13 protein-coding genes are annotated in these 22333 nt (G+C 72.4%); all 13 read left to right on the forward strand.

Annotated elements, in window-relative coordinates:
• Positions 1 to 21: 21 nt before the first annotated feature.
• Genes CRP49_RS29795 through CRP49_RS29855 form a run of 13 tightly spaced genes read left to right on the forward strand, consistent with a single transcriptional unit; the run spans position 22 to position 22306 of the window.
• On the forward strand, positions 22 to 2256 hold the full coding sequence (locus CRP49_RS29795) for an AAA family ATPase (RefSeq protein WP_257033525.1): 2235 nt from the start codon (positions 22 to 24) through the stop codon (positions 2254 to 2256).
• On the forward strand, positions 2247 to 2531 hold the full coding sequence (locus tag CRP49_RS29800) for a hypothetical protein (protein ID WP_097256125.1): 285 nt from the start codon (positions 2247 to 2249) through the stop codon (positions 2529 to 2531). Before CRP49_RS29795 ends, CRP49_RS29800 begins: the two co-directional genes overlap by 10 nt.
• Positions 2528 to 9055, forward strand: coding sequence for a DUF4157 domain-containing protein (locus CRP49_RS29805; protein ID WP_097256126.1), 6528 nt, complete (start codon positions 2528 to 2530; stop codon positions 9053 to 9055). The genes CRP49_RS29800 and CRP49_RS29805 overlap by 4 nt, the downstream gene beginning before the upstream one ends.
• Positions 9056 to 9071: 16 nt before the next feature.
• Entirely contained in the window at positions 9072 to 9755 is a 684-nt protein-coding gene (locus tag CRP49_RS29810) for a hypothetical protein (protein ID WP_097256127.1), read from the forward strand.
• Positions 9752 to 10438, forward strand: coding sequence for a hypothetical protein (locus CRP49_RS29815; protein WP_097256128.1), 687 nt, complete (start codon positions 9752 to 9754; stop codon positions 10436 to 10438). The genes CRP49_RS29810 and CRP49_RS29815 overlap by 4 nt, the downstream gene beginning before the upstream one ends.
• Positions 10439 to 10448: 10 nt before the next feature.
• Complete coding sequence (locus CRP49_RS29820; protein ID WP_097256129.1) at positions 10449 to 10811, forward strand: hypothetical protein; 363 nt, start codon at positions 10449 to 10451, stop codon at positions 10809 to 10811.
• Entirely contained in the window at positions 10804 to 11943 is a 1140-nt protein-coding gene (locus CRP49_RS29825) for a hypothetical protein (protein WP_097256130.1), read from the forward strand. The genes CRP49_RS29820 and CRP49_RS29825 overlap by 8 nt, the downstream gene beginning before the upstream one ends.
• A 33-nt stretch (positions 11944 to 11976) precedes the next feature.
• Entirely contained in the window at positions 11977 to 12513 is a 537-nt protein-coding gene (locus CRP49_RS29830) for a phage baseplate assembly protein V (protein WP_097256131.1), read from the forward strand.
• 17 nt (positions 12514 to 12530) lie between these two features.
• Entirely contained in the window at positions 12531 to 12866 is a 336-nt protein-coding gene (locus CRP49_RS29835; protein ID WP_097256132.1) for a hypothetical protein, read from the forward strand.
• On the forward strand, positions 12863 to 13249 hold the full coding sequence (locus tag CRP49_RS29840; RefSeq protein ID WP_097256133.1) for a GPW/gp25 family protein: 387 nt from the start codon (positions 12863 to 12865) through the stop codon (positions 13247 to 13249). The genes CRP49_RS29835 and CRP49_RS29840 overlap by 4 nt, the downstream gene beginning before the upstream one ends.
• The gene (locus tag CRP49_RS29845; RefSeq protein WP_097256134.1) at positions 13246 to 16383 is read left to right on the forward strand and encodes a putative baseplate assembly protein; all 3138 of its coding nucleotides are present in this window, start codon (positions 13246 to 13248) and stop codon (positions 16381 to 16383) included. Before CRP49_RS29840 ends, CRP49_RS29845 begins: the two co-directional genes overlap by 4 nt.
• A complete protein-coding gene (locus CRP49_RS29850; RefSeq protein WP_097256135.1) occupies positions 16380 to 20129 on the forward strand; it encodes a putative baseplate assembly protein in 3750 nt (1249 codons plus the stop codon). Before CRP49_RS29845 ends, CRP49_RS29850 begins: the two co-directional genes overlap by 4 nt.
• Positions 20129 to 22306 carry a hypothetical protein gene (locus tag CRP49_RS29855; RefSeq protein ID WP_097256136.1) on the forward strand — a complete coding sequence of 726 codons (2178 nt, stop codon included), beginning with the start codon at positions 20129 to 20131 and terminating at the stop codon, positions 22304 to 22306. Before CRP49_RS29850 ends, CRP49_RS29855 begins: the two co-directional genes overlap by 1 nt.
• The last annotated feature ends 27 nt before the right edge of the window (positions 22307 to 22333 follow it).

Raw genomic sequence — 22333 nt, forward strand, 5'->3', positions numbered from 1 at the left:
CCTACGGGGGCAGGTGAGGACATGGGCACGTACGAGCCGGGCACGGCGACGGCGGCCGACGGCGGCACGACGCTGACCGCGGAGATCCGGCGCGTCCTCGCTTGCGTCGACGCGCACGGTGCCCGCGTTGACGGGGACGGGGCCCGAGGCGATGGGCACGGTGCCCGAGGTGACGCGAACGGTGCCCGAGGCGATGGGCATGGGGCGCGAGGTGACGGGCATGGTGCCCGAGGCGATGGGCATGGGGCGCGAGCCGACGGGCACGGTGCCCGCACCGACGCACATGCGGCCCGCACCGACGCACACGCGGCCCGAGCCGATGCCCACCCGGCCCGAGCCGATGCCCACGCGGCCCCCGCCGACGAGGCGCGGTACGGCGACGCCGCAGGTGCTGCCGCCGGGCCAGGGAACAGCGACGAAGGCGAGACCGCCGTCGTACCCGCCGCCCTGGTCACCGCAGCCCTCGACGCCCTCGTCAGCTGCTTCGGCCTGACCCCCTTCGAACGCGACCTCGTCCTGCTCACCGCCGCCGACGAACTGGACCCCACGACCGCCGCCCGGTGTGCGGCGGCCGCCGGAGACCCGCAGCGGGCGTACCCCACCTTCTCGCTCGCGCTGGCCGCCCTCGACGGGCCGCACTGGAGCGCGCTCACCCCCGTGGCCCCGCTCAGGCGCTGGCGGATCGTCGAGCTGGAGGACGAGACCCGGCTGACCGTCTCCCGGCTCCGGCTGGACGAGCGCATCCTGCACTTCCTGCTGGGCTCGCCCTACCTGGACGCCCGGCTGCACGGCAGGCTCCGCCGCACCCCGGCACCGGAGGCGCTCCCGCCGTCGTACGACCTGGCCGCGAGCCGGCTCGCCGAGGGCTGGACGGAGGACGGCCGCAGCCCCGACGCACCGCTTCTGGTCGAGGTGACCGGCGGGGACCTGCGCAGCCGGGCCGACATCGCCGCGGCCGCTGCCGCTCGCTGCGGGCTCGGGCTGTACGCCATGAGCGCCGAGGACGTGCCGGCCGACCCCGTCGAACGCGACCGGCTGGCCCGGCTGTGGCAGCGGGAGGCGATCCTGCTGCCGGCCGCGCTGCTGGTGGAGGCCGGCGAACTGGACCGCGACCAGCGGGCGGCGACCGAGGCGTTCCTGGCCGGGGCCGCCGTACCCGTCGTGGTGTCCAGCGAGGACCCGCTGCGCACCGAGCGCCCGCACGGCCTGCGGGTGCCCGTCCCTCGCCTGGACGACGGCGAGCAACTCGCGCTCTGGGCAGATGCGTTCGAGCAGGTCGCCGATCTGGAAGAGGGCGAACTCCGGTCCCTGGTCGCGCAGTTCCAGCTGCCGCCGCACGTCGTACGATCCGCCGCTGCCGCCGTGCGCCGCCGGCTGCCCCACGAGGACGAGCTGGACGCCGCCGAACTCGCCTGGCTGGCCGGTCTGGACGAGGCCCGCATCGGCATGGACGAACTCGGCCGCCGGATCGAGCCCAGGGCCGGCTGGGACGACCTCGTGCTGCACGAGCGGCAGACGGCCGTGCTGCGGGAGATCGTCGCGCACGTGCGGCAGCGGTCGACCGTCCACCAGGAGTGGGGCTTCGCCGCGACCCTGCGCCGAGGCCTCGGCGTCACCGCCCTGTTCGCGGGCGGCTCCGGCACCGGCAAGACGCTCGCTGCCGAAGTCATGGCCAAGGAGCTGGGCCTGGACCTGTTCGTCGTCGACCTCTCCCAGGTGGTCAGCAAGTACATCGGCGAGACCGAGAAGAACCTCCGCCGGGTCTTCGACGCCGCCGAACGCGGCGGCGCACTGCTGCTGTTCGACGAGGCCGACGCCCTCTTCGGCAAGCGCAGCGAGGTCAAGGACAGCCACGACCGGTACGCCAACCTCGAGGTCAGCTATCTGCTCATGCGGATGGAGGCCTACCGCGGCCTCGCCATCCTCACCACCAACATGAAGCAGGCCCTCGACACGGCCTTCCTGCGCCGCATCCGCTTCGTGGTCGACTTCCCCTTCCCGGCCGAGAACGAACGCGCCGAGATCTGGCGCCGCGTGCTGCCACCGCAGGCCCCCGTCAAGGACATCGACCCCGCCCTCCTCGCCCGGCTCACCGTCGCCGGCGGCTCGATCCGCAACATCGCGCTGTCCGGGGCGTTCCTCGCCGCCGAGGAGGGCGACCGGCTGCAGATGCGGCACATGCTCGCGGCCGCCCGTACCGAGTACCTCAAGCTGGAGCGCTCGCTGACCCCGACGGAGGTCCGCGGATGGGTGTGAACAGACGGCCCGCGGCGATCCGCGTGGAGATCGGCGAACTCGTCCTGGACGGCTTCCGGGCGGACCCGGCCCGCGTCTCGGCCGCCTTCGAACGCGAACTGACCCGGCTGGTACGGCTGCACGGCGTACCCCTCGCCGCGCACGGCGCCCTGACCGTCGACGCGCTGACCGGCCTCGCCCCCCTGCCCGCCGGGCTCTCCGCACGCCGGCTCGGCCAGGAGCTGGCCCGCGCGGTGCACGAGGGGCTCAGCGGCCACGGGGAGGTGACGCCGTGAGTTCCCAGGCACAGCAGGACAACGCGGAGCAGAGTGCCGAACAGCGCCGGCGCAAGCGCAAGGAGCGGGCCGCCAAGTCCCGCGCCCCCGAGCCGAAGAACATCGTCAGCGGCGCCGGACAGCCCCTCGACCCCGGCGTACGACGCGAGCTGGAGGAGCAGCTCGGCCACGACCTGAGCCGGGTACGCCTGCACACCGGCCGCGACGCCGCACAGCTCACGCAACTCCTCGGCGCGGACGCCGTCGCCGTCGGCCAGGACATCCTCTTCCGCGAGGGCGCCTTCAAGCCGGGCACCGACGAGGGCCGCCGCCTCCTCGCCCATGAGCTGCTGCACACCGTGCAGAACCCGCACGGCCTCGGTGCGCTGCGGGCCGGGCGCGAGCCGGGGGCGGTGAGTCTGCCGCAGCAGGCGATCGAGCGGGAGGCGGAGGCGGCCGCGCAGAGCCTCGTACGGCCGGAGCGGGAGCAGTCCGCCCCGGAGGTGAAGGAGCGGCAGGCGACGCCCGGTTGGCTGCGGTACGCCACCCTGGACGCGGACCGCAGACGCACGGAGGCGATCGATCCGGCGACCCTCGTCGACCGGCTCGCCAACTCGGTCGTACGGTCGCTGCGCGGCGACCCGGAAGACCTGTCCAAGCGCACCCGCAAGCAACTGGCCGGACTGCCCGAGGAGTTGCTCGACCAGGTCCTCGACCGGCTGGAGAACCGGCTGCTCGGCTCCGAACAGGACCGGGTGCTGGACCTCGTCGACGAGATCGACGCGTACGACGACTTCGCCGAGGACCGGGTGGAGCGCGACGCGCACGACGCGCCCGAGATCGAGCCCGACGCGGCCGAGGAGATCCAGGCCGAGCGGGACAGCACCCGGCGCGACGCCGCGGAGGATCGGGCCCGGCAGGACAAGCCGGAGACCGCGCCCGGTCCGGAGAAGGACCGGACCGACCACGAGGGCGCGCCCGGAAGCACTCCGCCGAACGGCGGCACCCGCGAGGAGCAGCGGCGGCAGCCGCGCTCCGAGGCGGGCGGCAGCGGAGCCCGGTCGTCCTCCGGAGCCGGGCAGCGGGAGCCGGCGGCCACGGCACCGGCAGGCGGGTCCATCGCGCAGGGCGGTCAGGGCGTGCAGGCCGACGACAAGACGCAGGCCCAGGCAGCCGACCAGGGGCAGCAGAAGGACGAGGGCGCCAAGGAGACGGGCGACCAGCAGGGCGCCCCGACGGCCGGCGCGGAGGAGTCCGCCGCCCGGAACCGCCCCGGCGCCGCGGAGCAGTTCGTCACCGGCAAGCAGGTGAGCAAGGAGGACAAGCGCGGCCCGGAACAGCCGACCGCTACGCCCACGGTGGGCCGGGACACCGAGCTGCCCGCTCCGTCGAGCAGGCTGGACGGGGTACGCAACCAGGATCTCGACGGCCCCGAGGAGTCGGCGGACGAGGATGCGGCCGAGTCCGACAGCACCTCGGAAGTGGAGGTCGGAGGCGGCGAGGCGAGCGCCTGGGACACCAAGCTCCAGCCGGAGGACTTCCTGCCGGAGCAGGACCCCGACCTGTCCGGGGTTCCGACGGCGGACGCGAGTCAGGACGCCGCGTCAGGCAGCGAGTCGCTTCCCGATTTCCCCGCACCCCCGTTGACCAAGGCCGACCGGGTGCAGGCCGAGCGCGATGCCGAGGACGCCGAGGACGCGGCGGCCGAAGCGGAGGCGGAGTCCGAGGACGACACGGTCGAGGAAACGGCTGCCGAGTCCTCTGCGTCCCGCGAGACGGAGGGCGGACCGGGTGACACCCTGCTCGCCGATCTCGGTGCGGACCGGACGATCACGACTCCGCAGGACACAGGCGCCGCGTCCAGGGACCCCAAGCGCGGCGACGATCCGAAGGCCGGTCCGGTCACGGCACAGACCACGGTGCAGCAGGCGCCCGGTGCTCAGGACGGCGGGAGGTCCGAGGAGAGTGGGGCCGCGAAGGAGACCGCGGCCAAGCAGGAGAAGGGGACTCCGGCCGCGGGGGACAGGGCGGCAGCGGGTCAGGAGAAGAGTTCGCCACAGGCGGTGGGCGGTACGGCCGCTGCGCCCGCGCCGAAGAACCAGCAGCAGGCCCCTGCGGCCACGGCTGCCGGAACCGAGCGCACCGACGACGCCAAGTCGCCCTCGGCAGCCCGCGACTCCCACATCACCGGCGGATCCAACGCGGACCACCCCGGCAGCTCCACCAGCGGCTCGCAGAGCGGGGCATCGACCGAGGCCGACCGCTCTCCGAGCGAGCAGAGCACGGCCCCGCAGCCCGCTCCGACACGGGCGACCGCCCCCGCGCCCGAGGCGCCCGCGTCCACGCACAGGGCGGCCGACGCCGAGCCCGCGTCGCCGACGGCAGAACGGGCACCCAGGACCGTGGTCCCGAAGACGGCACCCGCCGCCTCCGGCTCCTCGGGCGGCGGCGTCGCCAGCAAGCCGGCCGGCAAGGGGAAGGGGAAGAAGGACTCGGGACCGGCCCCGAACCTCTCCCAGGTCTCGCCCGAGGCAGGGCTGAGCACGGCTGCCCGGTTGAAGCCCCATCAGGCGCTGGAGGCGATGGGCGGGGTCAGCGGCTCGGTCGACCGCAGCGTCGGCGACGAGCACAAGCAACTCGCCGCCGCGCCGCCCTCGATGCAGCGTCCCGCGGGCGCGCCGCAGACCCTGGAGGGCAAGCCGAAGACCGACTCACCCGCCCAGTACTCACAGGACCCGGCGCAGAAGTCCGAGGCACCCGAGCAGGAGAACGCCGAGGTCACGGGGGCGAAGCAGCCCGAAGGCCAGATCGAGGCGGAGAAGGCCGAGGAGCCGAGCGGCTGGCAGACCTTCAAGATGGCGCTCGGCTTCGGCATCGGCTGGCTCGCCGAGAAGCTCGGCTTCAAGGTCGACAAGCAGGAGCTGGCGGCCAAGTTCGCCGGGCTGCCTACCAAGGACGAAGCCCTCAAGCAGGCCCAGGCGGGCAACGCGCCCGGCGTGCAGATGCAGGGTGCCGCGGAGCAGACGGCCGGTGAACAGGGTTCCGCCGTCGACGCGAAGGGTCAGGAGACTGTCGACACGGCACGGGACGACTCCGGCCGTGGGATGGGCGAGGACCAGGTCTACCCCGACGCCCCCCAGGAGCAGCTGAAGGGCAAGGTGCCCGGCGCTGACGGCGCCAAGGCCGCCGCGCCCGGCAAGGCGTCCACCGGCGCGGTGCCCCCGGACGCGGCGTCCGCGGTGGCGGAGCACGACCGCGGGCCCGAGTTCCAGGCGGCGTTCAGCCAGGGCCAGAAGGGCATGTCCGACAGCCGTCGGACCAAGGACAAGGACTTCCGCGACTCGCAGCAGAAGCACAAGCAGCAGGTCGACGGCGAGATCGGTAAGAACACGCAGGAACAGACGGGTCAGCGGACGAAGGCCCTCGACGAGGTCACGGCACAGCGCACCGACTGGCGCAAGGAACAGGACCAGGAGCTCCAGAAGCTCGGCGGCAAGAAGACCGAGCGGTCGGAGAAGCTGCGCAAGGACGTCGAGGACCGCGAGAAGAAGACCGACGACGACGTCTCGAAGCAGAAGACCGACAGCGACAAGCAGATCAAGGACAAGGGCGACCAGGCCGAGACGGACGCCAAGAAAAAGACGGACGGTGCGGCCAAGGACTCCGGTAACTGGCTCACGAAGGCCTTCGACTGGATCAAAGAGAAGGTCATCGAGATCAAGAACGCGATCGTCCGGATCATCCGGGAGGCGCGTGACGCGGTCGTCGGCTTCATCAAGAACTTCAAGGAGACCGTCGAACGCTGGATCAACGAGGCCCGGAAGTTCATCGTCGACACCGTCAAGAACCTGATCAACGACCTGATCGAGTTCGCCAAGGCGATGGTCCGGGCCGTCATCGAACTGGCTGCCCGCATCCGGAAGTTCATCACCAATCTGATCGCGGCGGCGATCGCGTTCGTCACCAGGCTCGCGGCACGGCTGAAGCGGATCGTCGCGGACCTGCTCAACGCCCTGGCCAAGATGCTCAGCGACATCCTGAACATCCTCAAGAAGATGCTCATGGACGTCATCAAGTCCGTGATCGACGCGGTCAAGACGATCCTTGACTACGCCTCCAAACTCCTGGGCGCGCTCGGCGAGTTCATGATGATCGCGATCGACTTCCTGGACGACCCCGGCGGCTGGCTGAGCGGCGCGAAGAACTCCGCGGTGGACGGCGCGAAGAACCACCTGTTCCGCGAGGTCCAGTCCGCCGTCAAGCAGTGGTTCCAGTCGAAGATCGAGGAGATCATCGGCGTACCCAAGGCCATCATCGACAAGCTGATCAAGGGCGGTTTCTCGCTCGAGCGGATCGTGAAGGAGACCTGGGACGCCGTGGTGCCCCAGCTCCCGTTCATCATCGGCGAGATCGTGATCACCAAGGTCATCGCGAAGCTGATCCCGGGCGCGGGCTGGGTGATGGCCGTCATCGACGCGATCCGCACGGCGATCGGCGCCCTGGGCCAGATCCTGAGCGCCATGGGCGCGGTCCTCGCCTGGCTCCGCGCGGTCCGCCAGGGCGGCGCGGGCATCCTGTTCGCCAAGGCGGTCGCGGCAGGCATCGTCGCCCTCCTGGAACTGGCCTACCAGGCCCTGCTGGACGGCATCGGCAAGTACGTCGCGAAGGTGGGCAAGCGTCTGAAGGGGGTGGCGGCGAAGCTGGGCGGGTTCGGCAAGGAAGGACGGGGCGCGGGGAGGCCCTCGGCCGGGGCCGCCGACGCGGGCGCCCCGCACGGAAAGCGCCCCACGGAGCAGGCCCCGGCCGAGCGTCCGACGACGCGTCCCAAGGACACGAGCGCGGGCCAGGGCAGGCCCAAGGACGCGCGGCCCGCGACCGAGAACACGGGTGCGCCGGCCCGGCCGAAGACGAACGAGCCCGGCACCACGCCCCAGGGCGGCAAGCCGGACACCCGGCCCACACCGCCCCCCCGGCCCAAGCCGGAGCCGGCGCCCCGGCCCAAGCCGAAGCCCGAACCGGAAACGAGGCCGAAGCACACCGACGACAAGGCTCCGGGCAAGCCGAAGGACACCAAGGAGACACCGAGCACGACCAAGCCCAAGGACCCGGAGGGCGGCACCCCGGGCAGGCCCAAGGAGGACGCGCCGGGCAGGCCCAGGGAGGAGGCCCCTGGCAAGCCCAAGGGCGACGGAAAGGAGACCTCGCCGAGGCGGACGGACGACAAGGACGCCCCGGGGAAGTCCAGGCCGAAGGACGACAAGGACGCCCCTGGAAGGCCCAAGGCGAAGCCCGACAAGGACGGTCCGGACAAGCCGAAGCGGAAGCCGGACAAGGACGGCCAGGAGCGGCCCCGGTCCAAGCCGGGCGAGAAGGGCCCCGGCAGGTCCAAGCCCCACCACGAGAAGAGCGGACCGGGCAGGCCCAAGCCGAGGCGGGAGAAGGACAGGCGCAAGCAGGAGGAGAACTCCAAGGAGTCGAAGGAGGAGCGGCTGGCCAAGATCGTCGCCAGGATTCGCCGCCTGCTGAAGGACAAACTCAAGGGCGACGGAATGTGGGAGGCGAACTTCCGGGAACTTCTGGAGGTGCAACGCCTCTGGTACCGCCTGACGGCGCTCGACGCCGCCGGGAACCCGGACGTCACGACGACAGCCCGGCTGAATCCATCGGCCCGGGTGATCGTCGGAGAGCGGGTCAACCGCAGGATCCAGCTCGACAAGGTCGAGGAGGACGGCCTGCCGAAGCCCGAACTTCCGGTGTTCCACCAGGCACAGGCAAGCCAGATCACGGCCAAGTTCTTGAGCCGCCACGTCAAGAACACCGGACAGATCGCAAGCCAGGCAGAGCGGGGCAACCATCCGAACGGTTGGCAGTACGTGAGAGACAAGCGACTCTCGAACAACACGGCCTGGGTACGCATGCACTTGCTTCCGGAAGCGCTCGGCGGCATGGCCACCGACAACAATCTCGTACCCGCCAGGAACGTCATGAACGGCGACTTCAAGAACGTGGTCGAACGACCTGCCTTCGACGCGGTTCCGAACGATACGGAGATGGTCTGGTTCTCGTCCCGAGTCCAGTTCCACCCGGCCGGGCCCACTCCGTCCCCGGACGGATATCCGGAAGGCTTCCCCCGGGCGATGGAGTCGAGTTACGGCCCTTATCGGCCCATCGAGGGAGAGAAGCGTGAGAAGCGCAGTTCCTGGCTTCCGCTGCCGGCGAAGAAGACGGTCCGGTGGAACAACATTCCGCTGCCCGGCAAGGACGAGCAGAACAAGCTCTCCATCAACCAGGCGGGTGAAGAGAGCATTTACGTCGCGGCGGGTGAAATATCGATCACTGCCGCCAGGTATATTGCGGGAAAAGATGCGGACGGAAAGTCGACCGGGCCTCGCCCCGTCTACCGAGGAATCCCTGACATCGGCAAAACGGTGCTCGCCACCCGTCCGCGGATGCGTCCCGACACACGGCGAGACCTGTGGCGGTCGATCGTGAATCTCAAGAAGCTGGACGACGCCGGAAAGATCGACTGGGCTTCTTTCAGGTGAGGGAGGGGTGAACAGGATGGCACACGAGAGTGATTTCGCCGGGCGCAGTGCCCACGCGGTGCGGGAACTGAGCGCGCTTGACTCGATCGAGACGGAGACCCGACCCCTCGACGAGTCGCTCCGCCTGCCCGCCGGGCCGGCCGAGGCGCGTGCGGTGCTTCTGGAGCATGTCGAACCGCTCGTGGCCGACCGGCTGTCGGAGTACTACTTTCCCGCCGAGGAAGTACACCTCTCGTGGAACTCGGTCGACGGGCCCTATGTCAGCGGCGAGTTCTGCATCACGAACGTCGTCACCTGCCTCACCCGTTGGCATCCGCCGCTCGAGGACGCCGCACTCGGCCCCGAGGCGCGAAGGGTCCTGGCAAGCCTGAAGGTCATGGACCAGGAGCCCTACGCGGGTACCGGGCGGGCGACCGGGCTGCGGGTGTCCTCGCAGAGCCCGGAGCCCGAGATCTGGTACCACGACTTGACCAGGTCCCGGCTCGAGCGCCTGGACCTGACCTACGAAAAGTATCTGGACACTGTGCTGGTCACCAAGGGCGCCTTCGGGTGGCAGTACCTCTTCGCCTCCACCGAACTGGGGCAGCCCGAATTCCGGGAAGTCGCCGAAAACCTGACGGAATCCTTCTCCCTCTTTTCGAGCGCATTCCCGCAGTACGACTACGCCCCTCTGATCAGCCGCCTGGAGGCCCGCCTGTGACCCGCTACGCCGACATCCCCAAACCCATCCGCTCCGGCATAGTCGTGGTGGACCCCGACACCGGCACCCCACAGCGCATCATCGTCCTCCAGTTCAACCCCGACACCCTCGAGCGCAGCATCGCGCCGCAGAGTGCCGGCGACGGCGGAGACGCCGGAGGCGGTGGCACCGGTAGCGGGGACAGGAACGAAGCCCTCCGTCTCAAGGGCCCGGCCCAGGAGACCTGGAAGTTCACCGCCGAGATCGACGCCACCGACCAGCTGGAGATCGCCGCGCCCGACGGGATCCACCCGCAGCTCGCCACCCTGGAGATGCTGGTGCAGCCGACCACCGCGCAGCTGCGGGCCGCGAGCAAGCTGACGCAGAAGGGGAGCATCGAGATCAGCCCGATCGAGATGCCGTTGACGCTGTTCACCTGGGGGAGCAAGCGGGTCATGCCCGTCCGGCTCAGCGAACTCTCCGTCAACGAGTCCGCGTTCGACGTGAACCTGAACCCGATCCGGGCCTCGCTCAGCATCGGGATGAAGATCCTGACCGTCAGTGACCTGCCCGCCGGGCATCGCGGCGCCGACCTGTACATGGCGCACCTGGCGCAGAAGGAACGGCTCGCGGCCGCCGCACGGGGCGGCGGCCTGGGCGCCCTCGGGCTCGGCGGCGCCGGCCTCGTGACCGGAAGGGGATGAGGAGAACGACATGGCCGAGACCGAGCCTTACGAGAGCGCCCTGGACTCCATACCCGGGGCGCATCCCTACCCGCGCACCAGCCGTTACCACGACGCCGAGATCGGCGTGCACCGGCAGGCCGACGGCACCGAAGTCCGGTACGCCAAGCGGCGGTTGCTGCCCCCGCTCGACGAGGAGACCGAGCCGCACACGGTCGGTGCCGGCGAGCGTCCCGATCTGCTCGGGCAGCGCTTCCTCGGCGACCCGGGACAGTGGTGGCGGATCGCCGACGTCAACCCGGTGCTCGATCCACGGGAGTTGACGGACGAGGCGGGGCGCGTCATCGGCATTCCGCTGGCCGGCGGGTTCCCGCGCGGAGAGCGGCGTGTCTGAACAGCCCGTGGGGCAGGGCCCCGTCCACATCCAGCTCCTCATGGGGCCCACCCTGGCCCGTCCGGTTCCGGCCGAGGTCGCCGAGGCGCTGCTGTCCGCCCAGATCACCGCGACCGCGGGGGAGCGCAGCGGTTTCCAGTTCGCCTTCGACCTCACCAAGCACGGGCTGATCAACCAGCGCCTGCTGCCGGAGGGGTTCTTCGATCCGAAGACGCGCGTCATCCTCACGGTCAGCGTCCGCGGCACCCCAGAAGTGCTGTTCGACGGGCTGATCGTCCGGCAGGAGGTCGGCGCCAGCAACATCCCCGGCCACTCCACCCTCACCGTCACCGGCGAGGACCTGACGCTGCTCATGGACCTGGAGGAGCGCACCGCCGGCTATCCCAACCTGCCCCCGTCCGAGCGCGTCCTCGCCATCCTGCGCCGCTACTCGGACTACGGCATCCGGCCGGACGTCTACACGGAGAAGGTGTCCCAGCCCCCGCACCAGGACCTCCGCGTCCACTACCAGACGGGGACGGACCTCCAGTACGTCACCGACCTCGCGAAAGCCAACGGCTACACCTTCTATCTGGAACCCGGTCCCAACCCCGGCCAGTCGTCCGCCCGTTGGGGTCCGGAGGTCCGGCTCGGCCTGCGGCAGCACGCCCTCAACGTCAACATGGACGCCAACACCACCGTGGACCAGCTGACGTTCGCGTACGACGGCACGGCACGCGAGGAACCGCAGGCCCGCTGGCAGGATCCCGGCACCCGCCAGGCCACCCTGCTGCCCCAGCCGCCGATCAGCCCCCTGCGCCCGCCCCTCGGCAGGCGGCCCACCCCCGCCCTCAAGCGCAGGACGCTCTCCGGCACCGCCAAGCAGCAGCGCGAGCAGGCCGAGGCCGAACTCCTCGCCCGGGCCGCGGTCTCCGCCGACGTCGTCTCGGGCTCCGGCTCGCTCGACGTCAACCGGCACGGCTACCTCCTCCAGCCACGCCGGCTCGTCGGCGTGCGCGGCGCCGGACGGGCGTACGACGGCGACTACTTCGTCAAGTCCGTCACCCACAACCTGCGCCCGGGCTCGTTCCAGCAGAACTTCACCCTCTCCCGGGAGGGGCTGGAAGCGCGCAGCGACCGCGTCCGGCCGTAGGACCATCGACCCACCAACAGGAGCACCCCCACCATGGCGGCACCCAGCAATCGCTACCTCGGCAAGTTCCGCGGCCGGGTCGTGGACAACAACGATCCGCTGCACATCGGCCGGATCAAGGCCGAGGTCCCGGACGTCCTCGGCGACGAGCCGTCCACCTGGGCGCTGCCCTGCCTGCCGTTCACCGGGCCGGAGTCGGGCCAGTTCGTGGTGCCGCCGCCCGGCGCGGGCGTGTGGGTGGAGTTCGAGCAGGGGGATCCCAGCTTCCCCGTGTGGACCGGGTGCTGGTACGGCGACGCCGGCGAACTGCCGCCCGACGCGCGCCGCGAGCTGCAGGCCAACGCGGCGAACAAGCCCGTCGTCGTGCAGACCCCGCAGGCGCACAAGATCGTGCTCAACGACACGGCCGGTGCCGAGCAGGGGATCCTCCTCCAAGCCCAGGGCGGCGCCTACATCCGCATCACCAAGGAAGCCGTGGTCATCGCCACCGGCGCGGGCGCCGAGGTCGTCCTGCGCGGACGCGAAGTGACCATCAACGAGGGCCAGTTGACCGTCCTCTCCAAGCGATAGACAACGGGGGAAAGAAGTTGTCCGGAAGTCTGCTGGACGCGGGCACCGTGATCGGCTGCCCGCACGGCGGCCGCGCCACGCCCGCCACCACATCCTCCGGCGGCGTACGGATCGCCGGCGCCGCCGTCGCCACGGCCGCCCACACGTACGTCGTCACCGGCTGCCCGCACACGCTCGACGGGGTGCGCTCGCCGTGCGTCGCGGTCCGCTGGACCGCCGACACCACCGGCGTCACCGTCGACGGCGCGCCCGTGCTGCTCGACACCTCCGCCGCCCAGTGCTTCAGCGCGGCCCTCGTCCCGCAGGGACCGCCCGTCGTCCAGGCCGCGCAGCGAAAGGTCACCGTCCGATGAGGCCGACGAGCCCACGCACCCGCACCGACATCGCGTTCCCCTTCCGCACCGACCGCCGGGGACGCACCGCGCACGCCCGCCCCGCCGAGCACGTCCACGACCTGATCGAACAGCTGCTGTTCACCAGCCCCGGCGAGCGTGTGATGCGCCCCGACTTCGGCTGCGGACTGCTCGACCTGGTCTTCGCCCCGAGCAGCCCCGAACTGGTCAGCACCCTCGAACTCTCCGTCCAGGCCGCGCTGCAGCGCTGGCTCGGCGACCTGGTCGAGGTCGTGGCCCTCGACATCGAGAGCGGCGACGACGTCGTACGCGTGCATCTGTCGTACGCCGTACGCGCCACCGGAGCGGTCCGCGAGGACGTCTTCGAGGGGAGGGCGGCATGAGCGCGGGAACCACCCGGCGGGCCAAGGTACGGGCCGCGCAGCTCAACGGGGTCGACGCCGTCGAGGTGAGCGACGACGGACTGCTGCTCACCGTCACCTTCCTCGGCAAGGCCCCGCACGGCCTCGGCCCCGAGAACGTCCGCATCGACGGCGGCCGGCGCATCACCGGCATCACCGCCGTCGACGTCAGCGTCGAACGCGAGGAGGACCCGGAGCTGGACGACCGGCTCTACGTCACCCTCGACCGGGCCGGCGACACCTCCCGCTACCGGCTGTCCCTGGTGGAGGCCGACCCCTACGGCCGCCCCGGCACCGTGCCGTACCGCGGCTTCGACCAGCGCTACCACAGCGCGTCCTTCGCCTTCCGGCCCGACTGCCCCACCCCCTTCGACTGCACGGACGAGACCGAGGAGTCCCCGGCCTTCCCGGCCGCCCCGGTCGTCGACTACACGGCCCGTGACTACGACACCATCCGCAAGCTGCTGCTCGACCGGCTCGCGCTGACCACCCCCGACTGGGTGGAGCGCAACCCCGCCGATCTGGGCACGACCCTCGTGGAACTGCTCGCCCACACCGGCGACCAGATCAGCTACCACCAGGACGCGGTCGCCACCGAGGCCTACCTGGACACCGCGCGCCGCCGGGTCTCGGTGCGCCGGCACGTCCGGCTCATCGACTACGCGATGCACGACGGCTCCAACGCCCGCACCTACGTGACCGTCGAGACCGCCGCCGACCACACCCTGGCGCCCGGCACCTACCGCTTCGCCTCCGTCGACGTCCGCACCCTCGACCCGCACGACCGCCCCGAACCCGGCACCGTCATCGACGAGAACGACCTCGGCGACCTGGACGAGCGCGGCTCGGTGGAGGTCTTCGAACCGGTCGTCACCGCCGACCCGCTGCGACTGCGGGTCGCGCACAACGCGATCCGCCTGTGGACCTGGGACGGCGAGGTGTGCGCCCTGCCCCGGGGAGCCACCGCGGCCACCCTGCGCGACGAGTGGGCGGACCCCGAGACCTGCCGGGAACGCCGGCTGGACCTGAAACCGGGCGACGTACTGATCCTGGAGGAGGTCAAGGGCCCGCGCACCGGCACCCCCGGCGACGCCGACCCCGCCCACCGCCAGGCCGTACGCCTGACCTCCGTCACCCCGGGCCTGGACCGCATCGAGGACCAGCCCGTCCTGGAGGTCACCTGGGCCGCCGAGGACGCCCTGCGTTTCCCGCTCTGCCTCGCCACCCGCGGCGGACGCGACTGCCTGCCCGTCGAGGACGTCACCCTCGCCCGCGGCAACGCCGTCCTGGTCGACCACGGCCGCTCCGGACTCCACGAGCCGGTCACCGTGCCGCCGGTACCAGCCGTCGTGGCGCCCTGCGACCCTCCCCCAGCCTCCGGCCGGGGGTACCCCCATCTCGCTTCGCTCGCATTCGGCTGCCACGACCGCACCGAGGGCAACGCACCCGCACGGCTCATCGACTCCCTCACGGACAAGGCGGAGAGCGGCCGGGAACTCACCCCCGACGACATCCGCGAGCTGTTCGAGGTCGTGGGCGAGCGGGCCACCGTACGCGCCGGGCTCGGCCTGGAGCGCGCCGGACAGCGGCACGAGCGTGTCGTGCCGGGCACGGCGTACGCGCAGGCCGCCGCCCTGCGGACGCTCCTCGCACAGTCCGTCTACCCGGGCATCCGCCCCCGCTTCCGCCCCGTCCTCGGCCGGGCGCCGGTCACCCAGGCCGTGCCGTTCCCCGACCCGGGCACGGTCGCCGCCGGGCAGGCCGAGCGGATCGCCGCCATCCCCGGCCGGGTCCGCCAGCGGCTCGTCGACCTGTGGCGCAGCGCCCGCGACCGCGACGGGCTCGGCGAGGAGGAGATCACCGAACTCGCCCTGATCTACGGCCTGAAGGTGCTGGAGCGGCTGGACCTGCGCCGCCACCCGGTCCGCGCCCTGCGCGAACTGCTCCACCGTACCGACGAGTTGCTCGACGCCAAGTTGCGCCGCGTCGACATCCTCACCGCGCGGGCCCGCGCCGGCACGGTCCTCGACGGGCACATCGCCTGGGAGATCGCGCACAGTTGGGGCCCGGCGTACGCGGCCGGACTCCACCCGGAGGAGCCGGTCCTGCGTGGCCCGGCGACCGCCGCCCTCGCCCAGGACCCACGGCGCGCCCTGCCCGCCGTACGACTCCACGACGGTGACGCGACCTGGGAGCCGCGCCGCGACCTGCTCGACAGCGCCGCCCGCGACCGGCACTTCGTCGGCGAGCCGGAGGACGACGGGCGCCTCGCCCTGCGCTTCGGCGACGGACGGCACGGTGCCGAGCCGACGCCCGGAGCACGTCTGGCGGTGCGCTACCGGCTGGGCGGCGGCCTGGCGGGCAACGTCGGAGCTGAGGCCATCAACCACCTCGTCGTCGAGGCGGGCGGCGCGGCACCGGCCGCCACGGTCCGCAACCCGCTGCCCGCCACCGGCGGAACCGAGCCCGAACCCCTGGAACAGGTACGCCAGTTGGCGCCGCTCGACCTGCGCCGCACCCGGCTGCGCGCGGTCACCGCCGAGGACTACGCGGCCCTCGCCTCCGCCCTGCCGGGAGTGCAGCGGGCGGCCGCCGAGATCCGCTGGACCGGCAGCGTCCAGGAGGCGCACGTCGCGATCGACGCGTACGGCAGCGCAGCCCCGGACGCGGAGTTGCTCGCCTCGGTGACCCAGGCCCTGGAGGCGTACCGGCGCATCGGACACGACCTGGTGGTCGGCCCCGCCCGGCTGGTGCCGCTCGACATCGCGCTCACCGTGTGCGCCCTGCCCGGCCATCAGCACGGGCAGATCCTGGCGGAGCTGTACCGCGTGCTGGGCAGCGGGCGCCTCCCCGGCGGGCGGCTCGGCTTCTTCCACCCCGACGCGCTGACCTTCGGCGAGCCGGTCCGGCTCAGCCGTCTGGTCGCCGTCGCGGCGGCCGTGCCCGGGGTGGAGAGCGTCGAGGTCACCCGGCTGCGGCGGCTGTTCGAACAGGACCGAGGAGAGAAGGAGGACGGCGTGCTGCGGCTCGGCCCGCTGGAGATCGCCACCTGCGACAACGACCCGGACCGGCCCGAACAGGGCCGGCTGGCGATATCCCTGGGAGGCGCCCGATGAGCCAGGCCTGCTCCTGCGGGGGCGCGTGCGGCGGCCATGACGAGCGCCTCGCCCCCGCCCCCCTGCACAACCCGCCCGGCCGCACCGCGCTCGACTACCGGGTCGGCGAGTACGGTTCCTTCCTCGCCGCCCTCCTCGACCGGCTGGCCTCGCCCGCCTACCCGGCCCTGGCCGGGCTGACCGTCCGTACCCCGGACGATCCCGCCGTCGGCCTGCTCGACGCCACCGCCGTCCTCGGTGACCTGCTCACCTTCCACTCCGAGCGGATCGCCGACGAGGCCTACATCCGTACCGCCAACGAACACCGCTCCCTGGTGCTGCTCGGTCGGCTCGTCGGGCACCGGCCGCGCCCCGGTGTGGCGGCCGGCACCCATCTGGCGTACACCCTCGAACGCGACCCGCGCGCGGAGGCCCTGCCGGCACTCGTCCCGCGCGGGGCGCGCAGCCACAGCGTGCCCGCCTCCGCCGACGAGCAGTCGCTGACCTTCGAGACCGCCCGGGACCTCACCGCCCGCTGGGACTGGAACGAGCTGAAGGTACGGCGCCGCCGCCCCTCCCTCGTCACGCCCGAGGACCTCGACCGCCGCTCCGAACTGTTCGTGGAGGGCACCGCGAACTCCCTCCAGACCGGCGACCAGCTCCTCTTCGTCTTCGGTGAACAGGCGGGCGGCGAACGGAAGTTGCTGCCCGTGGCGGGCGTCCGGATCGACCGCGAGGACGAGGTCACCGCGATCTCGCTGCCCAAGTCGGCCCCGCCCACGCTCAAGGAGCTGGTGGACGAGGTACGGCGCTGGACCGCGGAGCCGGCCGCCCCCGGCGACCCGGGGGACGAGCCGCCGACGCCCGAGGTGCTCAACCCGCGCCCGGTCAGCCGCCTGATCGAGGACTTCGACGACCAGGTGCTCGCCCCTCTGCGCACGGACCTGGACGGCATCAAGACCCCGGAGCGCCTCGCCGCCCGCCTCGGCGAGCCCGTCGCCCGCCTGCGCGAGGCCGAGGTGCTGGCCGAGCCGTACGAGGACGTGGCGGCGTGGTTCGAGCAGCTGGAGGCGGTACTGGCGGAACTGGCCGAGCGGGCACTGGAGTTGGCTCCCGCGCAGCCCGCGCAACCGACGGAGACCGTCGCCGATAAGGACGCCCCCGCCCTCCTCGATCCCCGCCAAGCCGCCCTCCAAGCCCTGAGCACCCTCCTCCCCGCCCTGCGCACCGCCGCCCCCGCCCCCCGCCAGGGGACCCGCGGCCGCCGCCCCGGCTCCGACACCGCCCGTCTCCTCTCCGCGCTCAACCCCGGCCTCGGCAGCCTCTACCCGGCCTGGCGCACCGCGGCCGCACCCGGCACCGTGCGGCTCTTGCGCGAGCTGCTCGCGATGCGGGTCACGGCGGCCCCCTTCGGTGCCACCGCCCCGCTCAAGCCCGTCCAGGACGAGCGCGGCCGCGTCATCCGCACCGCCGACTGGCCGCTGACGGGCGCGGTGCTGGCCAGCATGCGCGTGGTGTACGACCCTGCGGGCAAGGTCCCGGTCCGGGCGGAGTTCCAGTACGTCGAGGGCAGCAGCAGCGCCCAGCGTGCGGAGAACCTGCCCGTCGCCCAGCCCGTCACCTTCACGCTGGGCCCGGGCCAGGTCGACCTGTCGACCCGCGCCCCCCAGGACCGCGAGCTGAGCTGGCTCAGCCGCCGTCCGGCCACCGCCGAGGAACCGGGCGTCACCGCCCGCCTCCACTCGGGCCTGCCCGAGCGCAGTCTGTTCGTGTCCCGCCCGGACGACGACGGCCAGGTGCACATCGGCATCCACAACGGCACGGCCCAGGGGATCTCCCTGCGGCCGGGCGAGAACAAGCAGATCACCCACGGCGAGTACGAGGTGAGCGTCAGGTACACGGTGGGCAGCACCGAGCCCAACGTCGAGATCGCCATCGCCAGCAAGCCGGAGCCCCTCAACCGCCGTGTCCTGCAACTGGACAGCGTGCACGACGGCATCACCGTCGGCAGCTGGGTGGCGATCCAGCGCCCCACGAAGGGCACGGCCGTACCCGGCGACGCCAAGTACGCCTTCGTCACCACCCAGGTCGTGGCGGCCCGTACGGCGGCGTACTCCAACTACGGCATCACCGGCCGCGGCACCGAACTCACCCTCGCGGGCCCGTGGCTGGACGAGTTCGACGTCCTGCTCTCGCACATCCGCGACACCACCGTGCACGCGGCGGGCGAGTCGCTGCGCCCGGCCGACGAGCCGCTCGGCGAGGACGTGCACGGCAACGAGATCGAACTCGCCGAGCTGTACGACGGGTTGCGCCCCGGTCGCACGCTCATCGTGAGCGGCGAGCGCACCGACGTCCCGGGCACGATCGGCGTGACCGCCACCGAGGTGGTCACCATCGCCGCCGCCGACCCGGCCGTCGACCCGCAGCTCCCCGGCGACCACGTCCACACCCGGCTCACCCTCACCACCGACCTGGTCCACCGCTACCACCGGGCGAGCGTCCGCGTCCTCGGCAACGTCGTCGAGGCCACCCACGGCGAGAGCCGCGAGGAGGCCATCGGCAGCGGTGACTCCGACCGCGTCAACCAGACCTTCGCCCTCTGGCAGTCCCCGCTGACCTGGCTGGCCGCCGACAACCCCCTCGGCGCCACGCCGGTCCTGGACATCCGCGTGGACGGCGTGCTCTGGCACGAGGTCGACAGCCTCGCCGGACGCGGCCCGACCGAGCGCGTGTACATCACCGGCACCGCCTCCGACGGCCGTACGACCGTCACCTTCGGCGACGGAGTCCACGGCGCCCGCCTGCCCACCGGCCACGAGAACGTCCGCGCCCGGTACCGCTTCGGTACCGGCAAGGCCGCCAACGTCCCCGCCGACCGGATCACCCAGCCGCTCACCCGCCCCCTCGGCGTCACCGCGGTCACCAACCCGCGCCCGGCGACCGGCGGCGCGGACGCGGACGGCCCCGGCCTCACCCGCCGTACGATCCCGCTCGCCGTCTCCGCCCTGGACCGGCTGGTCTCCGAGCCCGACTACGAGGACTTCGCCCGCTCCCGCGCCGGAATCGGCCGGGCGGCGGCCCGCGAACTCTTCGACGGACGGCGGCGCGTGCTCCACGTGACGGTCGCCGGCACCGACGACGTGCCGCTCACCGAGGACAACCTGCGTCCCCTGCGCGGGGCGCTGACCGAGTACGGCGACCCGAACCTGCCGGTCCGGGTGGACGCGCGCGAACTCGTCCTGCTGCTGATCGCCGCCAAGGTGAAGCTCGCCCCGGACCACGCCTGGGAGAACGTCGAGCCCAGGCTGCGCCAGGCACTTCTGCTCCGACTCGGCTACGAGGGACGGGAGTTGGCCCGGCCGGCCCGCCTCTCCGAGGTCCTCGCCACCGCGCACTCCGTGCCCGGCGTCGACTACGTGGACGTCGATGTCTTCACGGGCGTCCCCGCTTCCGCCACCCCGGAACAGCTCACCGCGCTGCTCGCGGGCCCCGGCACACCGAGGGCGTCCGTCCCCGCGCACCCGGCGTCGTACGAGGAACGGACCCACACGGTCCGCGACGGGCACGGCGAGACCCTGTCGTCCGTCTGCGCCCGCTACGGCATCCCCCTCGCCGAACTCCTGCGCCTCAACCCCGACATCACCGACACCCGGCGCCTGGACAAGGGCCGGACGGTGTTCGTCTTCCGCGGCATCCGGCCGGCGCAGCTCACCATGCTGTCGGCCCGGGCCGCGGACACCCTGATACTGACGGAGGTCAAGTGATGGCCGCGAAGCCGACGGATGTCGAGTTGGAGACGCCGGCCCCGGAGTCACCCCGGGAGCCCGACGGGCTCGCCGAGCTGCTGCCCCGCTGGCACCGGCTGCGCGACGCCGAGGAGGGCGAACCGCTGCGGGCCCTGCTCGCGGTGATCGCCGAGCAGCTCGACCGGGTCCGCGACGGCGTCCAGCAGGGCTACGAGGACCTGTTCGTGGAGACCGCGGCGCCCTGGGTGCTGCCGTACCTCGGCGACCTGGTCGGCTACCGCACCCTGCCGGGTTACGAGCGGGTCCTCACCACCGGCCTGCACGGCGGCGGCCGGGACGCGCTCGCCGAGGCCATCGCGCCCCGCCGTGACGTGGCGGCCACGGTCGCCAACCGGCGCCGCAAGGGCACCCTCCACCTCCTGGAGGAGCTGTCCGAGCAGGTCGCCGACTGGCCCGCCCGCGCCGTCGAGCTGTCCCGGCTGGTGGCCCACACCCAGCCGGTCAAGCTCTACGGCACCGGGCGGCGCGGGGACCGCGGACGCCTGCTCGACCTGCGGGACGGCAGCGCGCTCGCCCTCGCGGGCGGTCCCTTCGAACAGACGGCCCGGACGGTCGACGTACGACGGGCCAACTCCCCGAGAAGGCAGGGTGGTTGGACTCCCGCCGGAGTCGGGCTCTTCGTCTGGCGGCTGAAGCCGTACTCCCTGACCTCGTCCCCGGCCTACTGCATCGACCGCGCCCGCAACCTGTACACCTTCTCCATCCTGGGCAACGACACCCCCCTGGTCACCAAGCCGGTCCCGGAGCCCTCGCCCGCGCACATCGCCGCCGTCGACAACGTCCCGGCGTTCATCACCCGCCGTCTGCTGCACGACCGGCTCGCCGACTACTACGGCCCCGGCAAGAGCCTCGTGATCCGGCGTGACGGCGAGGACCGGCCCGTACCGCCCGCCGACATCGTCGTCGCCGACCTGTCCGACTGGCGCTACCGGCCGAAGCGCGGGCAGGTCGCCGTAGACCCGGAGCTGGGGCGGATCGCGTTCGGCTCGCGCTCCGCGCCCCGGCAGGGCGTGTGGGTCGACTACCACTACGCGTTCGGCGCCGACATGGGCGGCGGCGAGTACGAGCGCCCCGACCGTGAGCCGCGCCCCGAGGCCGAGTTCTACCGGGTCGGTCCGGGCCAGCCGTACCAGCGGATCATGGATGCCTACCGGGCCTGGCAGGACGAGGGCAGCCCGGAGCGCACCGGCATCATCGAGATCACCCACAGCGGCGCCTACCAGGAGCAGCTGGACTTCGACCTCGACCCCGGCGACCGCCTCGAACTGCGGGCCGCCGAGGGCACCCGGCCGGTGATCCGGCTGCTGGACTGGTACAGCAACCGCCCCGACGCCCTCAACATCCGTGCCGTGAACGACGACTGCGCCCCGCACGAGCGCCCGCGGCTCGTCCTCGACGGACTCCTCGTCGCCGGCCGCGGCATCAACGTCACCGGCCCGATGGGCGCGGTCGTCGTCCGGCACTCGACCCTCGTACCCGGCTGGTCGCTGGAGCCCGAGTGCGAGCCGCACTCGCCCGAGGAGCCCAGCATCGTCCTGGAACGCACCACCGCCTGTCTCCAGATCGAGCACAGCATCCTCGGCACCATCGAGGTCATCGGCGACGAGGTCGCGGAGGACCCCCTCGACATCCATCTGCGCGACAGCGTCCTGGACGCCACCGGCCCCGACCGCGAGGCCCTCTCCGCCCCGGACTGCCGCCACGCCCACGCCGTCCTGCACCTGCACCGCACGACCGTCATCGGCGAGGTGCACACGCACGCGGTGGAGATCGCCGAGAACTCGGTCTTCACCGGCCGGCTCCACGTGGCCCGGCGCGGCATCGGCTGCCTGCGGTACTGCTACGTCCCGCCCGGCTCACGCACCCCGCGCCGCCATCGCTGCCAGCCCGATCTCGTCGGCCCCGAACAGGCCGGGCGCGTACGGCCGTTGTTCGCCTCCGAGCGCTACGGGACGCCCTGGTACGGGCAGTTGGCGGACCGGTGTGCCGAGGAGATCCGGCGCGGCGCGGACGACGGCGCCGAACTCGGCGCCTTCCACGACCTGTACCGGCCCCAGCGGGAGGACGGCCTCAGGGCGCGGCTCGCCGAGTACTCGCCCGCGGGCGCGGACGCCGGGATCTTCTTCGTGACGTGAGCAGTGCCGCCGTACGACCCACCCGCA

The sequence above is a fragment of the Streptomyces sp. Ag109_G2-15 genome (genome assembly GCF_900215565.1).
Lineage (GTDB): Bacteria > Actinomycetota > Actinomycetes > Streptomycetales > Streptomycetaceae > Streptomyces > Streptomyces diastatochromogenes.

Coding starts and splice junctions, on each gene's coding strand:
- CRP49_RS29845 (WP_097256134.1), top strand. CDS start 13,246: ATGAGCGCGGGAACCACCCGGCGGGCCAAGGTACGGGCCGCGCAGCTC.
- CRP49_RS29840 (WP_097256133.1), top strand. CDS start 12,863: ATGAGGCCGACGAGCCCACGCACCCGCACCGACATCGCGTTCCCCTTC.
- CRP49_RS29810 (WP_097256127.1), top strand. CDS start 9,072: ATGGCACACGAGAGTGATTTCGCCGGGCGCAGTGCCCACGCGGTGCGG.
- CRP49_RS29830 (WP_097256131.1), top strand. CDS start 11,977: ATGGCGGCACCCAGCAATCGCTACCTCGGCAAGTTCCGCGGCCGGGTC.
- CRP49_RS29820 (WP_097256129.1), top strand. CDS start 10,449: ATGGCCGAGACCGAGCCTTACGAGAGCGCCCTGGACTCCATACCCGGG.
- CRP49_RS29855 (WP_097256136.1), top strand. CDS start 20,129: ATGGCCGCGAAGCCGACGGATGTCGAGTTGGAGACGCCGGCCCCGGAG.
- CRP49_RS29795 (WP_257033525.1), top strand. CDS start 22: ATGGGCACGTACGAGCCGGGCACGGCGACGGCGGCCGACGGCGGCACG.
- CRP49_RS29850 (WP_097256135.1), top strand. CDS start 16,380: ATGAGCCAGGCCTGCTCCTGCGGGGGCGCGTGCGGCGGCCATGACGAG.
- CRP49_RS29800 (WP_097256125.1), top strand. CDS start 2,247: ATGGGTGTGAACAGACGGCCCGCGGCGATCCGCGTGGAGATCGGCGAA.